Genomic DNA, 17,879 nt, shown 5'->3' on the forward strand with positions numbered 1-17,879 from the left:
GCGCGCGGGATCGACAAGGCACGCCATTGACGGGGGCGCCCATTCGGGTAGAGAAACCGTCAAACGCATTGAAGCAAGGAGATTGCGGCTGATGGGCTGGAAAACACTCGACGACATGGACCTGAACGGCAAGCGCGTGCTGGTGCGGGTCGATATCAACGTGCCGATCGTGGACGGGGTGGTGACCGACTCGACCCGCATCCGCCGCCTGATGCCCACCATCCGCGATATCCTTGCCGCCGGGGGCCGCCCCATCCTGCTGGCGCATTTCGGCCGCCCCGGCGGCGAGCGGCGCAAGAACCTGTCGCTGAGCCAGCTGGTGCCAACACTGGAACGGGCGTTCGAAACCAAGGTGCTGTTTGCCGATGATTGCGTCGGCCCCGCCGCCGAAGAGGCCGCCGAGGCCTTGCAGCCCGGCCAGGTGCTGCTCTTGGAGAACACCCGCTTTCACGCCAGCGAAACCAAGAACGATCCCGATCTGGCCGCCGGCATGGCGCGGCTGGGCGATATCTATTGCAATGACGCCTTTTCCGCCGCGCATCGCGCACACAGCTCGACCGAGGCAATCGCGCGCCTGCTGCCCTCTTGCGCCGGGCGTCTGATGCAGGCCGAGCTTGAGGCATTGGAAAAGGCACTGGGCAAGCCCGAACGCCCGGTCACCGCAGTCGTCGGTGGCGCCAAGGTCTCGACCAAGCTGGAACTTCTGGGCAACCTGATCGAAAAGGTCGATTACCTTGTGATCGGTGGCGGCATGGCCAACACCTTTCTGGTGGCCAAGGGGATGCCGGTGGGCAAATCGCTGGCCGAACGCATCATGAAAGACACCGCTGCCGAAATTCTGGCCAAGGCCGAGGCGGCGGGCTGCACCATCGTGCTGCCCAGCGATGTCGTGGTGGCCGAGAAATTCGAAAGCCACGCGCCGCATCAGATCCTGCCCGCCGACCGCTGCCCCGACGAGGGCATGATCCTGGATGCGGGCCCCGACAGCCTTGCGACGATCAAGGCGATTTTCGAGAAAAGCCGGACCTTGATCTGGAACGGGCCGCTGGGCGCGTTCGAGCTGGAACCCTTTGACGCGGCAACCAATGCCGCCGCGCTGAAGGCGGCGGCATTGACCCGGGCGGGCAAGCTCATCTCGGTCGCCGGTGGCGGCGATACGGTGGCCGCGCTCAACGCCAGCGGCGCAGCGGGGGATTTCACCTATATCTCGACCGCGGGCGGCGCGTTTCTGGAGTGGATGGAGGGCAAGACCCTGCCCGGTGTCGCCGCCCTGATGCAGGCGGGCTAACTCAATTCATCGCAAGCCCGCGCGCCATTTACACCCGCGCGCGGGACCGTGCGGGACGGATCCCGCCGCCATCCGGCCCGTCGTCATCCTCGGACAGGATGGCGCGGCGCATGTCGCCCAGATCGGGGCTGTGCAGCCAGCGCAGGCCGGTCGTCATGAACACCAGTCGAAACATCACGCGCTCTCCAACCGCTGTTCCCGTTGCGGCCCCATCGCATCAAGCGTCCGCAACAGGCCCTCGTGACGGGCCAGTTCGTCTTTCAGCGACAGCTTGCGCCGTTTGAGCATACGCAGCGTCTGGGCACAGGGCGCCGGGCGCTTGAGCTCGGTCAGGATGCGCTGTTTCAGCTCGGCCCGGCGCTCTTTCAGCACCGCCATCCTCAGCTTCAAAGAGAATGCGCGAACTCTGCCTGTTGCGGTCATTTACGGTCTCCTCCGATTGTGAACCCTGCCGCGACATATCGCGGCCTGTGCCAAAGATGGGGAGCGCTTATCTGGAAAGAACCCAATACCGGCATAGATTAAGATAGGTTTTACCTATCATTGAGAAATCCGTATGCCGCCCGACATCACCCTGCGCCAGCTCACCTATTTCTCGACCCTTGTGGCCGCCGGGCAATATCGCCGCGCCGCGCGCAGCCTGGGCATCAGCCAGCCCTCGCTCAGCCTGCAAATCGCGGCGCTGGAAAAGGCGGTCGGCGCCCGCTTGCTGGAGCGGCGCCGCAGCGGCCTGATCCTGACCCCCGAGGGCCGCGACGTATCCGAGATGGTGGCGCGTATCCTGCGCGAGGTCGAGGCGCTGACCCTCTATGCCAGCCCGATGCGGGACAACATGACCGGTACGCTGCGGCTGGGCTCGACCCCGACCATCGGCCCCTATCTGCTGCCACGGGTGCTGCGCCAGTTGCATCGCCAGTATCCCAGGCTGAAACTGGCGATCCGCGACGGCGCCCCGCGTGACCTGGTCGAGGATCTGGCGGCCGGGCGCTATGACCTGATCCTGACCCAGCTGCCTGTCGGCCGGGACGATATCCGCGTGGCGCGATTGTTTCGCGAGCCGCTGGAACTGGCGGTAGACCCGGCGCACCGGCTGGCGGGCGTACCCCAGGTCCGGCAAGCCGATCTGGCGGGCGAAACCATGCTGGGCCTCAGCCCCGGCTATGCGCTGCACGGACAGGTTCAGGGCCTGTGCGAAACCGCCGGGGCCCGGCTCAGCACGGAATTCGAAGGCACCAGCCTGGACGCCCTGCGGCAGATGGTGTCGCTGGGCATGGGGATCACCCTGCTGCCCGCGCTCTATGTCGCCTCCGAAGTCCGCGCGACCGGCGCCGATGTCACCACGCGGCCGCTGCGACCCGCGATGCACAGAACTGTCGGGCTGGCCTGGCGCACGGCCACCGGCACCCCGCCCGCGATCGACCGCTTCATCCAGCTGACCCGGCAGGTGATCCACGACGAGATGAGCGGCATCCTGCAACCCGTCAGATGACAAGGTAAAAACCCGAAAAACACGTGAAGAAGAGGGATTCACAAGGGGATCCGCCTGTGTCATACTAGGGCCACGCACCCGCCAGAGGTGCGACCAGAGGCAATCAAGACGGCAGGTATACCGCGTGTCCCGGACAACCAGACCCAGCATCGGCGCGATCGCGTTTTTCGCGGTCTCCTTTGCGCTGGCGATCTATTTCACCTTTGCGGCCGTGCAGGGCGATTTCGGCCTGTTCCGCCGGGTCGAGATTGCCGCCGAGCGCGAGGTGCTGTCGCGCGACCTGGCCAAGGTCGAGGAACAGATCGACCGGATGGAAAACCTGACCCGGCGTCTGAGCGACGATTATCTGGATCTTGACCTGCTGGACGAACAGGCCCGGTCCGTACTGGGCCTGCTGCGCGCCGACGAGATCGTGATCCGCTGAGGCGAAGCGCCCGGATTTTTCGTAGAAAAATCTCCTGACGTCGAAAATCTTCTGCGAAGATTCTCCGGCCCCACCCGGCCTTGCCGCCGCGTCATATTAGCACTCGTCAGGCGGCGAAAAATGCTTTATTAGATAGTTTAATGCTAAACTATTTCACCGACAGAGGAATGGCGCCGTGACCGCGACGAGAAAGACCTCAAGAAAATCAAATACTTCCGCCGAAGAACTGAAACACTATTACCGCGAGATGCTGCTGATCCGCCGATTCGAGGAAAAGGCCGGCCAACTCTACGGCATGGGTCTGATCGGCGGGTTCTGCCATCTTTATATCGGCCAGGAAGCGGTTGTCGTGGGTCTTGAGGCCGCCGCCGAAGAGGGTGACAAGCGCATCACCTCGTATCGCGACCACGGCCACATGCTGGCCTGTGGCATGGAACCGGGCGGCGTCATGGCCGAACTGACCGGGCGCGAGGGCGGCCTGTCCAAGGGCAAGGGCGGCTCGATGCACATGTTCTCGAAAGAGAAGCATTTCTACGGCGGCCATGGCATCGTCGGCGCCCAGGTGCCGCTGGGTGCGGGCCTGGCCTTTGCCGACAAGTACCTGGACAACGGTCGCGTCACCTTTACCTATTTCGGCGATGGCGCGGCCAACCAGGGCCAGGTCTACGAGACCTTCAACATGGCCGCCCTGTGGAAACTGCCGGTCGTCTTCGTGATCGAGAACAACCAGTATGCCATGGGCACCGCGCAGAAACGCTCGACCTCCTCGCCCGACATCTACACCCGAGGCGAGGCCTTTGGCATCCCCGGCGAAACCGTTGACGGCATGAACGTGCTGTCGGTGAAAGAGGCCGGCGAAAAGGCCGTGGCCCACTGCCGCGCCGGCAAGGGCCCTTACATTCTCGAGGTCAAGACCTATCGCTATCGCGGCCACTCGATGTCGGACCCGGCCAAGTACCGCACCCGCGAAGAGGTGCAGAAAGTGCGCGAGCAGAGCGACCCGATCGAGATGGTGCGCGAGATGCTGCTCAGCGGCAAACACGCCACCGAGGATGACCTGAAGGCGATCGACAAGGAGATCAAGGAGATCGTCAACCAGGCCGCCGAATTCTCGAAAGAAAGCCCCGAGCCGTCCGTGGACGAGCTCTGGACCGATATCTACGCCTGAGAGGACATCACGACATGGCAACCGAAATTCTGATGCCCGCCCTGTCCCCCACCATGGAGGAAGGCACCCTGGCGAAATGGCTGGTCAAGGAGGGCGACACCGTCTCCTCGGGCGATATCCTGGCCGAGATCGAAACCGACAAGGCCACGATGGAGTTCGAGGCGGTCGACGAAGGCATCGTCGGCAAGATCCTGATCGCCGAAGGCACCGAAGGGGTCAAGGTCAACACCCCCATCGCCCTTCTGGTGGAAGAAGGCGAAAGCGTCGATGCGGCACTGTCGGCTGCACCAGCGGCCGACGCGGGCAACGAGGCGGCCCCCGCAGGGGGCACCGAGGCGCCCGCAACCCCTGCCCCGATCGCGGCTCCCGCCGCACCCAAGGTCGACCTGTCACCTGACTGGCCGGCGGATGCGCCGATGAAGTCGCAGACCGTGCGCGAGGCGCTGCGCGACGCGATGGCCGAAGAGATGCGCGCCGACGAGGCCGTCTATCTGATGGGCGAAGAGGTGGCCGAATACCAGGGCGCCTACAAGATCAGCCAGGGAATGCTGGACGAATTCGGCTCCAAGCGGGTCATCGACACGCCGATCACCGAGCACGGGTTTGCCGGGATCGCCGTCGGTTCGGCCTTTGGCGGGCTCAAGCCCATCGTCGAATTCATGACCTTCAACTTCGCCATGCAGGCGATCGACCATATCATCAACTCGGCGGCCAAGACGCTCTACATGTCCGGCGGCCAGATGGGCTGTCCGATCGTGTTCCGCGGCCCCAACGGCGCCGCCGCCCGCGTTGCCGCCCAGCACAGCCAGGACTATGCCGCCTGGTACATGCAGATCCCCGGCCTCAAGGTGGCGATGCCCTACTCGGCCGCCGATTACAAAGGCCTGATGAAATCGGCGATCCGCGATCCGAACCCGGTGATCTTCCTGGAAAACGAGATCCTTTATGGCCGCAGTTTCGATGTGCCGCAGGTCGATGACCTGGTGGTGCCCTTCGGCAAGGCGCGGATCTGGCGCGAGGGCACCGATGTGACCATCGTCAGCTTCGGCATCGGTATGCAATACGCGCTTGAAGCCGCCGAACGGCTGGCCGCTGACGGCATCAGCGCCGAGGTGATCGACCTGCGCACCCTGCGCCCGATGGACCTGCCCACCGTGATCGCCTCGGTGATGAAGACCAACCGTCTGGTCACTGTCGAGGAAGGCTGGCCGCAGGGCTCCGTCGGCAGCTATATCGCGTCGGAGGTGATGCAGCAGGCCTTCGACTATCTCGACGCGCCGATCATCACCTGCACCGGCAAGGATGTGCCGATGCCCTACGCCGCGAACCTGGAAAAACTGGCGCTGATCACCACTGATGAAGTGGTCGCAGCTGTCAAACAAGTGACCTATCGGTAAGGAGCGACAGAGATGCCCACCGAAATCCTGATGCCCGCCCTGTCTCCCACCATGGAGGAAGGCACCCTGGCGAAATGGCTGGTCAAGGAAGGCGATACCGTCTCCTCGGGAGACCTGCTGGCCGAGATCGAGACCGACAAGGCCACGATGGAGTTCGAAGCCGTCGACGAAGGCATCGTCGGCAAGATCCTGGTGCCCGAAGGCACCGAAGGGGTCAAGGTGAACACCCCAATCGCGGTGCTGCTGGAAGAGGGCGAAAGTGCGGGCGATATCGCCAGCGCGCCCAAGGCGGCCCCGGCCGCCGCCGCGGGCAACGAGGCCGCCCCTGCGGCGTCCGAGGCGCCCGCAGCAGCCCCCACCGCGGCCCCGGCTGCACCCAAGGGTGCTGATGGTGGCCGCGTCTTCGCCTCGCCATTGGCGCGCCGGATTGCCGCTGACAAGGGGCTCGATCTGTCGCAAATCGCAGGCTCCGGCCCGCATGGCCGGATCGTCAAGGCAGACGTGGTTGGCGCCACCGCCCCGGCAGCGGCCCCTGCCCCCGCAGCTGCGGCCCCGGCCCCCGCAGCCGAAGCTGCCGCTCCTGCCGCAGCAGCCCCCAGCGGACCCAGCGCCGATATGGTTGCCCGTATGTACGAGGGTCGCGAGTACGAAGAGGTCAAGCTCGACGGCATGCGCAAGACCATCGCCGCGCGCCTGTCCGAGGCCAAGCAGACGATCCCGCATTTCTACCTGCGCCGCGATATCAAGCTGGATGCGCTGATGAAGTTCCGCGCCCAGCTGAACAAGCAGCTCGAAGGGCGTGGCGTCAAGCTGAGCGTCAACGACTTCATCATCAAGGCGGTCGCCAACGCGCTGCAACAGGTGCCCGACTGCAACGCGGTCTGGGCCGGTGACCGGGTGCTGAAGCTGAAACCCTCGGACGTGGCCGTTGCCGTTGCCATCGAGGGCGGGCTGTTCACGCCGGTGCTGAAGGATGCCGACATGAAGTCGCTGTCGGCACTGTCGACCGAGATGAAGGATCTCGCCACCCGTGCCCGCGACCGCAAGCTGGCACCGCATGAATACCAGGGCGGCAGCTTTGCCATCTCGAACCTCGGCATGTTCGGCATCGACAATTTCGATGCCATCGTGAACCCGCCGCATGCGGGTATCCTGGCGGTCGGCTCTGGGGTCAAGAAACCGGTGGTCGGCGCCGATGGCGAGCTGACCGTGGCGACCGTGATGTCGGTGACCATGTCGGTCGATCACCGGGTGATCGACGGCGCGCTTGGCGCACAGCTTTTGCAGGCGATCGTTGACAACCTGGAAAACCCGATGGTGATGCTGGCCTGACCGGCCACCACCGCGAAAAACACAAAGCCCCGGCCTTGTCGCCGGGGCTTTGTCGTGATGCAACCAAGCGACAATTCAGCCTGTCAAAGATGAACCTCGATCACGGTCCTGATTGAATTTGCGATATAACAATTCTCATGCGCCTCGTGATGAAGGGCTCTCAATGCTTGCTGTGCCGGCCCCTCACCCGTCCAGGTTATGCGGGGTCGCAGATCAACGCGGGACAGCCACAGCTTGCCCGCTTCATTGGCCGTCATTTGCCCCTTGGCGTGATCGCGGTAGGTCGCGGCCACATAACCCGCGCGCCGCGCGATATCCAGAAACCAGAGCATGTGACAAGAGGCGATGGCCGCAACAAACGCCTCTTCGGGGTCGATAGCGGACGGGTCCGACATCGGCGGTGGAACCACATGCGGCGAGGCCGCGGCCAGACAGGTCGCGCCCCCGTCGAATTCCCACTGGTGGGCCCGGTTGTAACTGCCCCTGGCAAAATCGCCAGAGGTAACGCACCACGATACGGTCGCGTCATGGGTGGTCATCTCGCTTACTCCTTGTTGCCGGACAACACGGCATCGGCCCAGACCTGCGAAAATGCCCCGAGCGGTTTGAGCTTGGCAAAGAGATCGCGGCCCATTTCCGTCAAATGGTATCCTTCGCTGGTCAACCCGACAAAACCGCTCTCGCGCAGTTCCCCCAACCGTTTGTTGAGCACCGTCGGCGATACCGTTTCACATCGGCTCTGCAACTGGCGAAAGGTCAGCGGACCACCTTCCAGCTGCCACACGATGCCAAGCGCCCAGGTCCGCCCGAGAAGGTCGAACAGCGCCATGATCGGCTTTCCCGATTTCGACCCGCGCACCGGCGTGCCGGGCAGAGGGATCCTTGTTGGCATTGTCACGCCCCCTTTGCTATTTTTTGCGTAGCATGTATTTGCTACTTATTATGTAGCGAATCAGAGGTGATGTCATGCTGTTTCTTCCCCTATCGGCGGCGGTTGGTGCGTCGCTGGGTTGGGCCAGCGGCATCGTCCTTGCACAGGACCCTGCCCGGCGCCTGGGCGCTTTTGAGTTTACCCGGGTTCAGTTGCTCGCCTGTGCCGCGATCCTTTGCGCGGGCTGTTCGGTCCTTGGCCTGTGGCCGACGATCGCCTGGCAGCATTGGCCCGCTTTCGCAGCCAGCATTCTGATCGGTATCATTCTTGGCAACCTTGCCATGATCGAGTGCCTGCGCCTCGGCGGGCCACGGCGGACCGAGGTCCTTCTGGCGCTCAAGGCGCCTCTGGTTGCGGGCATGGCGTTTCTGGCTTTCGGAGAAACCCTGTCGGTCCTCGACCTGCTCGGCGCATCCCTTGTGCTGACCGGGGTCCTGATGGCGATCCTTCAGGGCAGTGATCCGCAGTCTGACAGTGATCGGCTCACCGGCACGCAGGTCAAGGTGGTCCTCCTGGGGCTGCTTGCGGCGGGGTTTCAGGGCTTTGGGTTCCTTGTCATGAAACCCGCGATGCAGGCCGGCACGGATCCGATTGCAGCCTCGGCCATTCGCCTGTCCGGGGCGGCATTTGCGATATCGCTTGTCGCTCTCTGGCCATCACCCGTTTTTCGAAGCACGACCGAGATGTCGCCCGGCCTTCTGTTTCGAACCATCCTGCCCGGCTTCATCGGCTATGGCCTGTCATCGACGCTTCTGCTGTTTGCCTATGCCCATCTCGACGCAGGGATCGCCGCGATCCTGGGCTCTCTCTCGCCGCTTCTCGTCCTGCCTGTTATCTGGCTTAAAGAGGGCCATCGACCCAAGGCATTGGCATTCCTGGGGGCCGGAGTGACCATCATCGGCGCAGCGGTGATCGTGCTGGCAGGATAGTCCTGAAAACTGCTGAGGCAGCTGTGAAAGTGAACCTTGGCACAGTCCCGCATGGTCCCGGCAAAGGCAGGTCAACCATGAGCAACATGGAATAGCGAAAAGGGAGCGCCTCCGCTCCCTTTCAATTCCTGGACACCAGTCCCGCCAGTGGCGGTGCGTCAGTCAGTACTGATAACCGGGTGTCGAGGCCGACAGGGCCTGCTCAGCCTCGTCCATCTCGGCCGCAATATCCTCGAACAGCGGCGTTGACAGGTAGCGCTCGCCGGTATCGGGCAGCATCGCCAGCAGCACCGAGCCTTCGGGCGCGGCCTCGGCCACCTTCATCGCGGCCGCGAGACTGGCGCCACCCGATATCCCGGTCAGGATGCCCTCCTCGGCCGCCAGGCGTTTGGACCAGGCGATGCTTTCCGGGCCGCTCACCGGCTCAAGACCATCGAAGTACCCCTTGTCCAGCGCCTCTTGCAGCACCAGCGGAATGAAATCCGGCGTCCAGCCCTGGATCGGGTGCGGGTTGAAGGCCGGATGGGTCGCGGCGGGTTCGCCCTCGGCATTGCGCTGTTGCGCCTCGCCCGATTGCACCAGCGCGGCATTGGCGGGCTCGCTCAGCGTGATCTTCAGATCGGGCCGCGCGGTTTTCAGCACCCGGCCCAACCCGGTGACGGTGCCACCGGTGCCATAGCCCAGCACCACATGGTCCAACCGCTCGCCGTCGAAATCGCCGAGGATCTCTTGCGCGGTTGTGGCCTCGTGAATATCGGCATTGTCCTTGGTCTCGAACTGATGCGCCAGGAACCAGCCGTTTGCTTCGGCCAGTTCCTTGGCTTTCACCACCATCCCGACCGCCTTGTCTTCCTTGCGGGTCAGCACCACCTTGGCGCCCAGCATCCGCATCAGGCGGCGACGCTCGACCGAGAAACCGTCATGCATGGTGATGACCAGCGGATAGCCCTTGGCGGCGCAGACCATGGCCAGCCCGATGCCGGTATTGCCGCTGGTCGCCTCGACCACGGTCTGGCCCGGCTGCAACCGGCCCTCGCGTTCTGCGGCCTCGATGATGTTCAGCGCCAGCCGGTCCTTGACCGATCCCGCCGGGTTGAACGCCTCGAATTTCACATACATCGTGACATGCCCCGGCGCGATCCTGTTCAGCCGGATCACGGGCGTATTGCCCACCGTTTCCAGGATCGAGCCATATAGCCGCCCGCGGCCCTTGGTCGTGAAGATCATTGCATGCCCCCAAGTCAAACTGCGAAAAGTCTTACCGTTGCATCAGATAATGCGCCGCGCGTGGCAGTACCACAAGGCGCTCGAACTCAGATAGGACCAACCTTTATCCATTATGGTCCAAAGCCGAAGGATTCCATGCCGATAACCCGGAAACCAAGATCAACAGTCGCAGTTAAGAGATTAATTCAAAATACTTTCCCTCAGAAGCGCCAATAGAGAAAAGGGGCGCAATGCGCCCCTTTTCGCATTCAAGACAAATGAAATCTCGGAGACAGGCGCCTCAGTCCGACCCGTTCGGGAACCGCTGGTCCATGTTGATCGAGGGCTGGTCGCAGCCCGCCTCTCCGACGATCTTGGCCGGGATGCCCGCGACGGTCTTGCAGGGCGGCACCTCGCTCAGCACCACCGAACCGGCAGCGATGCGGCTGCAATGGCCGACCTTGATATTACCCAGCACCTTGGCGCCCGCCCCGATCATCACGCCATCGCCTATCTTGGGATGACGGTCCTCTTCTTCCTTACCGGTCCCGCCCAGCGTCACCGAATGCAGCATCGACACGTTGTCCCCTACCACCGCAGTTTCGCCGATGACGATGGAATGGGCGTGGTCGATCATGATCCCCTTGCCAATCCGGGCCGCCGGATGAATGTCGACGCCAAAGATCTCGGACACCCGCATCTGGAAGAAATAGGCCAGGTCATAGCGCTTGCGTGTCCACAGCCAATGCGCCACGCGATAGGCCTGCATCGCCTGATATCCCTTGAAATACAGGATCGGCTGCAACAGCCGGTGGCAGGCCGGGTCACGCTCGTAGACCGCCATCAGGTCGGCACGGGCTGCCTCGACCAACTCGGGCGCGCTGTCATAGGCATCGTCCACAATCTCGCGCAGCACCATCATCGACATCTCGTTCGAGCAGAGCTTGGCCGAAATGCGATAGGACAGCGCCCTGTCCAGGTTCTTGTGGTGCAGGATACAGGCATGCACCAGCCCACCCATCAGGGGCTCTCTGTCCACAGCGTCCTGCGCTTCGGCGGTGATCCGGTCCCAGACCGGGTCCACGGGGGCAAGTTTCTTGCGCGTTTCCATCATGGCCTGTCATCCTTCTTTGTGACTAATCTAGTCAGTTAGGATCGATTTGACCAACCTCAATACGTGATGGGCGTGGTGACGGAAATGAATGAGACGCGGCTTGCCCGTTTCCGGGCTCTGATTCAGGAGCGCTTGCAGGAACTGGGCGACAGCAGCGCGGTGGGGCAATCGGCGCGGGCGGTGGTCGAGTTGGATCAACAATCGGTGGGTCGCCTCAGCCGGATGGACGCACTTCAGAATCAGGCCATGGCCAAGGCCCAGCAGGCAAGGCGCGAGGTCGAGGCCCGCCGTCTAAGGCTGGCGCTCGATCGGATCTCGGCCAGAGAATACGGCTATTGCGACGGTTGCGGCGACGACCTGCCCGAGGGGCGGCTGACGCTCGATCCCGCCGCCACGCTTTGCGTCAGTTGCGCGCGCGGCTGATCTGACGGTCGATCAGCGCGCTCAGCACGATCTCGAAGCACCGGCAATAGCCCGGATCGTCGAACCCGGGCTCATCCGCCAACACCCGCTTGCGCGCCGCAGACATCAAAGAACCATTGCCAAACAGCGGATGGAGCCGCCCGGTCGCACGGACATGGGCATCGGCCATCTCCGCCTCGGACAGCATCCGGCGGCAGAGCGACCGACGTGTACCGGCGGGAGCGTGCAGCAAGGCCCGCGCCGCCGCGCTGACATCGCCATGCAGAACCGGACGCATCGCTCAGGCCTCGACCGTCACGCTACGGAACAGACCCGGACCGAACCGGGCCGAAATCTGCGCCACCGACAGATCAAAGGGCCGCGCCACAGCATCCGCCACCTGCGCCGCCGCGCCATAGGTCCAGGCGGCAGACGACACGGTTTCTTCCCGCAGCACGCCACCATCCTTGATCACCCGGACCAGATAGCTTTCGCTTTCTTCGCCCAAAGGCACCTCGGGCAGGCTCCAGTCGTCGCCGTCGATCCGGGTACGCCGCACCCAGGACAGCTGAATGTCGGCGCCGTTCTCAACCGCTCGCAGGTGGGCCGGGGCATAGGGGCGCAAGCCGATGCCATCAAATGCATCGACCCGGTGCACATAAGATGGATCGTCATAACTCCGACGAGACGGGCCGATCCGGTAATGCCGCGCGATCCGCCGTTCCGAACTGGCAAGGTCAAGCTGCACCAGACGCGGGTCGATCAGCACGAATTGAGAGCCTGCGGGCCAGACGTCGGGCATCAACGCGTCGCTTCCCAATTGTCCCCTGAGCCGGTTGCGCAGCAGATAGGTATCGGGCGCGATCAACTCGGCCTCTCGGAACTGGAACAATTCCCAGTTGTCGGTCGACCCATCGCCGATCGCCGCCAGGTTCTCTCCGTTCAGGATCGCCTCAAGAGGACGCGACTCCAATTCTCCGGCAACCAGCTTCACCTGAACCGCATCGCCACGATCCCACAGACCGGGGCGTGCCCGGGCCAGCGGCGTCTCGGTTACACCGATCACTGCCCGGGTCGCGACGATCTCGTCCAGACGATAGGCCTCGTCGCTGGCCGAGGAGTAGACCGCGACCGTACCGGGCCAGGGCTGTGCGGTGACCGCCACATGCGGCGCATGCGGCACCTCGTCCCCGGTGATCAGCGGCAAATCCATCAGCAGCGGCAGCACCGGAACCGGGGGCACAAACTCCTGAACCACAGGACGATCCTCTGCCATGTCCGAAGTCAGATAGACATTCGGTTCTACCCGCACGGCCTCGATCAGCTGCATATGCGCCTGTTCGACCCGGTCCACACGATACAGCCCGCCGATCTCGTCCCCGGCATCGGGCAGGCGCACCACGTCGCCCGCACCCAGCGCCAGCCGCGAGGGCGGCAGCGCAAAACGGATCGTATCGCGACCCAGACGCGCCTCGGCCAGCCAGCGTTCCACCGTCTGCCGTCCCTCGGCACGGGTCAGCGCCAGCGGCATCTCGTTCGAGGACACCGCATGGGTGGCGTCATCGGGCAGAACCGCCTCTTCGGCCACCACATCATGGTTCGCATCCGCCTGGACAAAACGCAGCCTGACCCGTCCGCTCAGTTCCAGATCGGACTCGCGCCGATGTTCCAGAGCGCCGTCAATCTCTTCGTGAACGGCTAGCAGTTCGCGACCCAGTTCTACAGGCCTGCCGCCATCGCGCAGGCGGAAGACCAGCTTGCCATCGCGTTCAATCGCATCGAACCCGTATCGCAGCATCAGCGGTTGCAAGGCGGATCTGGCATCGCTGACCTGATCGACCGTATAGCCGCGGACGATGCCCCAAAGCGCGCCGAGGTCCACCGCGCTCACCTTGGCACGGGCACAGATCTCGCGCACGACCGAGGCCAATGTGCGGTTGCCCGACCGCCCGTTCAGCCAGTGGCCGCGCGCGTAATTCGCCCCATCGGCCCACAATTCGCGATTGTTGGGAAAGGCGGGATAGGGCCGCACATCCCAGGCCCAGACATAGGCATTGGCCATGTCGATCATCGGCGCCTGATACTCGACCGAGACCGGATTGTTCCCCGGCTCGTTCCAATACCCCAGTACCGCATTCAGATAGGCCAGTTGCATCAGGTCGTCGCGCGCGCCGTTCGAGTATTTCGGCAGGCTCGATTCCGAGGATTTCGGATCGAGGAACTTGTTGGGCTGATTGGTGCCCTTGTCCACAGCCGCGCAGCCAAGCTCGGTAAACCAGATCGGTTTCGATTGCGGCACCCAATCGGTGGGCAAAGCCTGACGGTTGCCCCCGATCCGCTCGTGATGGGGGTTGGCCCACCAGCTGCGGATATCCTTGTACCGCCAAACCCAGGCCTCGCCATGGGCATCATCCGTGATCGGCGTACGGATCTGCGCCGCCTCCGCTTCGGGCGAATGATAGTACCAGTCATAGCCCTCACCGCCCTCGACATTGCCGCGCAGATAGTCCTGCTCATAGATATGTCGGGTTCCGGCCTGGGCATCGGCATGGTCTTCGCCATCACGCCAATCCGACAGCGGCATGTAGTTGTCGATACCGACAAAGTCGATCTCGGGATCGGCCCACAGCGGATCAAGATGGAAATAGCGATCCCCGCTGCCATCCTGCGGCTGATAGCCGAAATACTCGCTCCAGTCCGCGGCATAGCCCAGCTTGGTTTCCGGCCCCAGAATGGTCCGTACCTCTGCCGCCAGAGCGCGCAAGGCCTGAACGGCCGGAAACCCGGCGGCGCCCCGGATCTGGGTCAGGCCGCGCATCTCGGAACCGATGCAAAAGGACGAGACACCGCCCGCCGCCTTGCACAGCGCCGCATAGTGCAGGATGAACCGGCGCAGGCCCCAATCCTCGGGGCCGGAATAGGTCACCACCCCGTCACCGATCACGAAATCCGCAGCCGAGGCCGTGCCAAAGAACGCCGCCACTTCGGCATCCGCTGCCGCTGTGCCGTCGGGCGTGCCGGGCTGGGTCGGCGCAAGGCTCAGCGTGATCCGCCCCCGCCAGGGCAGATGCGGCTGCCCCTCCTCACCGGTCCATGGGTTGATCAGCGTGTTGCCCGCCAACTGGTCCATCAGGATGAACGGATAAAACATCACCCTTTGCCCGGCCTCGTGCATGTGCCGGATCGCCTCGACCACCGCCGCGTCGGCCGGCGTACCGCCATAGATCGGGCGGTCCTCGATCCGCGCAATCTCATCCACCGTGGTCCGGCTCAGGCCCGAAACCCGCCAGGGCATGTTGCTGCCGTCGATATTCTTGCGCTCGACCTTGGGCCGGATCTCGCAATTGCCACAGCGCAGATCGCCACCGAACCACGACACCACCAGCGAGGCCGCGCCCACTTCGGGCAATTCCTCGCCCAGCGCCTCCAACGAGGTCAGAAAATCGGTCTGCCCGGATGGAGAGTTGCTGTTGGCCGCCCAGAAACTGCCCGGCCCGTTGGAATAGTTCACCTGGGTGGTGGCCAGCGCATATTCCCCGGTTCCCGGAATCAGCGCCACGCCCTTGACCAGCCCCGCCAGCCCCAACTCGGCAGGATCGGCATCGGGCTGATCGCCCCGAACCACCTCGAACGAGAATTGCGGCACCCGGTTGCCGAACCGGTCCAGATCCAGATCCTCAAACACCACATAGGCGGTACCGCGATAAGCAGGCACCAGACCCGCACCCTCGACCGCCTCCATCACCGGGTCGGGCAGCTGATCGGCGGTGCCGCGATAGACGCGCATGTTCAATTCGTCCGGCGCGATCTCGTCCCCGTCCGCCCAGACCCGGCGCACACCGGCAATCTCGCCCTCACAAAGCGCAACCGCCAGCGACACCGAATAGCTGTACTGCGTGGTCCTCGGCTGCGGGCGCGAGCCCTTGCCACCGCCACTCGTCGTCGTGGTCTCGGCAAAATCTGAGGCCCAGATCACCTGACCACCCACCCGCATCCGGCCATAGACCTGCGCGATGGCATGCCCCTCGCCCGAATTGGTCAGCCGGAAGCGGTCGACCTTACCGGTTTCCACCGCTTCGGCGCCCGAGCCCAGCAACCGCTGATCCAGAACCCGGCCCACGGTCGCACCCACGGCCCGTCCCAACACCGCCGAAGACAGTCCCGCAACGGTTCCACCGACCGAGCCGCCAATCGCCGCACCGGCGGCAGAAAGAAGTATCGTCGCCATCAACTCACCTCCTGAGGAAATTCGAACCGGGACACCACACGCCGCAGCCACGGCGCGCTCAGGGGGCTCTCGACCACGCCATGCCCGGAATAGGCGTGGATGAACCGGGGACAGGCTCCCGCCTCGGACACAATGCCCAAATGTTTGGCGACGCTGCCGCCACGCATCCGGAACAACAGCACCTCTCCGGGCACCACAGGCCCGGGCGCAGTTTCGATCAGATGCCGACGCGCGGCCTGCCACAGGCGTTCCTCGCCCTGAGGTTCGGACCAGTCCATCGAATAGGCCGGCACGGCTTCAGGCTCACGGCCATAAAGCCCACGCCAGATACCCCGGATCAGACCCAGGCAATCACTGCCCGCCCCCGGGGTCGAGGCCTGATGCCGATAGGGCGTGCCAAGCCATTTGCGGGCAATGGCAACCGCGTCACAGCCACGCCCGGTCATCTCAGGCTCCCGCCACTATTGGCCCCGGTCCGCTTGGGGCTGGCCATGACCCAATCCTCGCGCGGCAAATCTGGGAAGCCCTGAAAATTCAGCAGGTTGTTGAACTTCAGGCGGCAGGTTTCCATTCGCTTGTCGCAGCCCGCCGTCAGCCGCAGCCCGTCGCCCGGGCGCAGCACGGCCCGGATCGGTTCCCACAGCTCGATTTCGCGACCCGCCGCTGTCATCTTGTCTGACTTTATGAGCGCCCACAAACCCGCCGCCGTGCCACTCGTGACATCCAGCCGACCCCGCTGGAACCACCCCGGCTCAAACCCGGACAGGTCGGCCCAGCGGAACACCCGCGCCTCGTCGACTTGCTCCACCGTGACCTCTGCCCGGTATCCGGGCTGATCCAGGTCGAACCGGCAGGCGCCATCGCCCAGAACCGCCGTACAGGGTTTCTGAAACACCCGGCCCAACGGCTGGTTCAGCGCATCGGTCAACCCGCGCAACTCGGCCTGAAACGCACCGCCGCCCCGCCGCAACTCGCCGATCGAGCCGCGAAACTGCAACCAGCGCTGCTCCGGCTCGGTCCAGTTGACCAGCCAGGAAAGTACCTCGGCCCCGTCGAACCGGCCCGCCTCGATATCCTCCTCGCGCACCGCCGCGTCGCTGAGCGCGCCCAGCGCCTCGGAATTGTCCACCGACAGGCCGGTGCTCTGCTCCAGCGCCGCCGCCGTCAGACCGCTATCGGCCTTGAAGGTGACCCCGTCGAATTCCAGCATGCAATCGTGATCGGTGAACCCGAACCGCACCCCATCCTTGCGCAGGATCGCCCAACACCGGCACAGCGTGGTCACCCCGCTGGCCAGATGCGCCTGCATCGCCTCGCTCGGCCCGCCCATCACACACGCACCTCGACCACCGGCACATTGGGCACGTCGCCCGCGCGGAAACTGGCCACGCTTGTCTGGATCCGGTCGGTATCGAAGCGCACCGGCACATCGAATTCAAAACCGGCACTGATCTGCACACCGACCGGAGGCGGCGCCTCGAAACGCACAAGACCGGTGGTCACGTCCACCTCGTAATCCACCGCTTCTTTCATCTCGTCCTGATCCAGACCGATCCGGACCGTGCCCAGTACCGGTTTGCTGATCGGGCGAGCATAGCTGACGGTGCCGGACCGATATGTCTTGACCAGCGGAAAGGCAGTCTCGACCCCGTCACCCACAGCGATCACCTGATCGTCATAGCGCGGCTCGGCCGAGGCGCGGCTCGACTTGAAGTCGGACCAGTCCTTCCATCGGAACCCGTAAACCTGCCCCTGACGCGCCTCGAAGAACGCGATCAGCGTCTCGATATCGTCCAGCGAGCGCATGCCCACGCCCGCGTCATAACGCCGGCGCGCATGTGCCCAGGGAGAGTTGCGCTCCTCGAACCCGTTGACCAGCGTCACGATATCGGTGCGCCGCTCGGGCCCCCCGATCGAGCCAAAGCTCAGATTGGCGGGAAATCTCACCTCGTGGAAGTTCATGATCCGCTC

At 64.0% G+C, this 17,879-nt stretch carries 19 protein-coding genes; 8 read left to right on the forward strand and 11 right to left on the reverse strand.

What is annotated here, in order from left to right:
• The first annotated feature begins 91 nt into the window (after positions 1–91).
• Complete coding sequence (locus tag MB818_RS03515; RefSeq protein WP_234143943.1) at positions 92–1,288, forward strand: phosphoglycerate kinase; 1,197 nt, start codon at positions 92–94, stop codon at positions 1,286–1,288.
• Between the two features lie 28 nt (positions 1,289–1,316).
• Here MB818_RS03515 and MB818_RS03520 read toward each other — a convergent pair whose 3' ends face one another.
• Together MB818_RS03520 and MB818_RS03525 are read right to left on the reverse strand one after the other, a co-directional pair.
• Positions 1,317–1,463, reverse strand: a complete 147-nt coding sequence (locus tag MB818_RS03520; protein ID WP_238903961.1) for a hypothetical protein — start codon at positions 1,461–1,463, stop codon at positions 1,317–1,319.
• Positions 1,463–1,711 carry an HP1242/YdcH family protein gene (locus MB818_RS03525; RefSeq protein ID WP_234136962.1) on the reverse strand — a complete coding sequence of 83 codons (249 nt, stop codon included), beginning with the start codon at positions 1,709–1,711 and terminating at the stop codon, positions 1,463–1,465. The genes MB818_RS03520 and MB818_RS03525 overlap by 1 nt, the downstream gene beginning before the upstream one ends.
• A gap of 133 nt (positions 1,712–1,844) precedes the next feature.
• Between MB818_RS03525 and MB818_RS03530 the strand changes: the two genes are divergently transcribed.
• From MB818_RS03530 to MB818_RS03550, 5 genes are all read left to right on the forward strand, one after another.
• Positions 1,845–2,777 (forward strand): hydrogen peroxide-inducible genes activator, encoded by a 933-nt coding sequence (locus MB818_RS03530; protein ID WP_238903963.1) that lies wholly within the window; start codon positions 1,845–1,847, stop codon positions 2,775–2,777.
• 124 nt (positions 2,778–2,901) lie between these two features.
• Positions 2,902–3,201: an FtsB family cell division protein gene (locus tag MB818_RS03535; protein ID WP_234136965.1), complete on the forward strand. Its 300-nt coding sequence runs from the start codon at positions 2,902–2,904 to the stop codon at positions 3,199–3,201.
• A 175-nt stretch (positions 3,202–3,376) separates the two neighbouring features.
• Positions 3,377–4,369: a pyruvate dehydrogenase (acetyl-transferring) E1 component subunit alpha gene (gene pdhA, locus MB818_RS03540; protein WP_234175556.1), complete on the forward strand. Its 993-nt coding sequence runs from the start codon at positions 3,377–3,379 to the stop codon at positions 4,367–4,369.
• 14 nt (positions 4,370–4,383) lie between these two features.
• Complete coding sequence (locus MB818_RS03545; protein WP_238903965.1) at positions 4,384–5,766, forward strand: pyruvate dehydrogenase complex E1 component subunit beta; 1,383 nt, start codon at positions 4,384–4,386, stop codon at positions 5,764–5,766.
• Between the two features lie 12 nt (positions 5,767–5,778).
• The gene (locus MB818_RS03550) at positions 5,779–7,098 is read left to right on the forward strand and encodes a pyruvate dehydrogenase complex dihydrolipoamide acetyltransferase (protein WP_234217340.1); all 1,320 of its coding nucleotides are present in this window, start codon (positions 5,779–5,781) and stop codon (positions 7,096–7,098) included.
• 83 nt (positions 7,099–7,181) lie between these two features.
• On the opposite strand, the gene MB818_RS03555 is transcribed toward MB818_RS03550, so the two are convergent.
• On the reverse strand, positions 7,182–7,637 hold the full coding sequence (locus MB818_RS03555; protein WP_238903967.1) for an OsmC family protein: 456 nt from the start codon (positions 7,635–7,637) through the stop codon (positions 7,182–7,184).
• 5 nt (positions 7,638–7,642) lie between these two features.
• Entirely contained in the window at positions 7,643–7,927 is a 285-nt protein-coding gene (locus MB818_RS03560; protein ID WP_238903969.1) for a winged helix-turn-helix transcriptional regulator, read from the reverse strand.
• 137 nt (positions 7,928–8,064) lie between these two features.
• Between MB818_RS03560 and MB818_RS03565 the strand changes: the two genes are divergently transcribed.
• Positions 8,065–8,958 carry a DMT family transporter gene (locus MB818_RS03565; RefSeq protein ID WP_238903971.1) on the forward strand — a complete coding sequence of 298 codons (894 nt, stop codon included), beginning with the start codon at positions 8,065–8,067 and terminating at the stop codon, positions 8,956–8,958.
• A gap of 162 nt (positions 8,959–9,120) precedes the next feature.
• Here the strand turns inward: MB818_RS03565 and cysK are convergent, their stop codons facing one another.
• Both cysK and cysE read right to left on the reverse strand, forming a co-directional pair.
• Positions 9,121–10,185, reverse strand: coding sequence for a cysteine synthase A (gene cysK, locus MB818_RS03570; RefSeq protein WP_234162649.1), 1,065 nt, complete (start codon positions 10,183–10,185; stop codon positions 9,121–9,123).
• Positions 10,186–10,465: 280 nt separating this feature from the next.
• Positions 10,466–11,278, reverse strand: a complete 813-nt coding sequence (gene cysE, locus MB818_RS03575) for a serine O-acetyltransferase (RefSeq protein WP_238903973.1) — start codon at positions 11,276–11,278, stop codon at positions 10,466–10,468.
• Positions 11,279–11,362: 84 nt separating this feature from the next.
• Here cysE and MB818_RS03580 point away from each other — a divergent pair, with 84 nt between their 5' ends.
• The gene (locus tag MB818_RS03580; RefSeq protein ID WP_238904012.1) at positions 11,363–11,701 is read left to right on the forward strand and encodes a TraR/DksA family transcriptional regulator; all 339 of its coding nucleotides are present in this window, start codon (positions 11,363–11,365) and stop codon (positions 11,699–11,701) included.
• Here the strand turns inward: MB818_RS03580 and MB818_RS03585 are convergent.
• The 5 genes from MB818_RS03585 to MB818_RS03605 are packed head-to-tail and all read right to left on the reverse strand — an operon-like array spanning position 11,682 to position 17,870.
• Positions 11,682–11,978 (reverse strand): DUF7742 family protein, encoded by a 297-nt coding sequence (locus tag MB818_RS03585; RefSeq protein ID WP_238903975.1) that lies wholly within the window; start codon positions 11,976–11,978, stop codon positions 11,682–11,684. The genes MB818_RS03580 and MB818_RS03585 overlap by 20 nt on opposite strands.
• 3 nt (positions 11,979–11,981) lie before the next feature.
• A complete protein-coding gene (locus MB818_RS03590; protein WP_238903977.1) occupies positions 11,982–15,908 on the reverse strand; it encodes a baseplate multidomain protein megatron in 3,927 nt (1,308 codons plus the stop codon).
• Positions 15,908–16,354 (reverse strand): C40 family peptidase, encoded by a 447-nt coding sequence (locus tag MB818_RS03595; RefSeq protein WP_234136977.1) that lies wholly within the window; start codon positions 16,352–16,354, stop codon positions 15,908–15,910. Before MB818_RS03595 ends, MB818_RS03590 begins: the two co-directional genes overlap by 1 nt.
• A complete protein-coding gene (locus MB818_RS03600; protein WP_234175548.1) occupies positions 16,351–17,238 on the reverse strand; it encodes a phage/gene transfer agent baseplate hub protein in 888 nt (295 codons plus the stop codon). Before MB818_RS03600 ends, MB818_RS03595 begins: the two co-directional genes overlap by 4 nt.
• A complete protein-coding gene (locus tag MB818_RS03605; RefSeq protein WP_234136981.1) occupies positions 17,238–17,870 on the reverse strand; it encodes a DUF2460 domain-containing protein in 633 nt (210 codons plus the stop codon). Before MB818_RS03605 ends, MB818_RS03600 begins: the two co-directional genes overlap by 1 nt.
• Positions 17,871–17,879 lie beyond the last annotated feature (9 nt).

Origin of the sequence: Ruegeria alba (assembly GCF_022321465.1) — a bacterium.
GTDB classification, from domain to species: Bacteria; Pseudomonadota; Alphaproteobacteria; order Rhodobacterales; family Rhodobacteraceae; genus Ruegeria_B; species Ruegeria_B alba.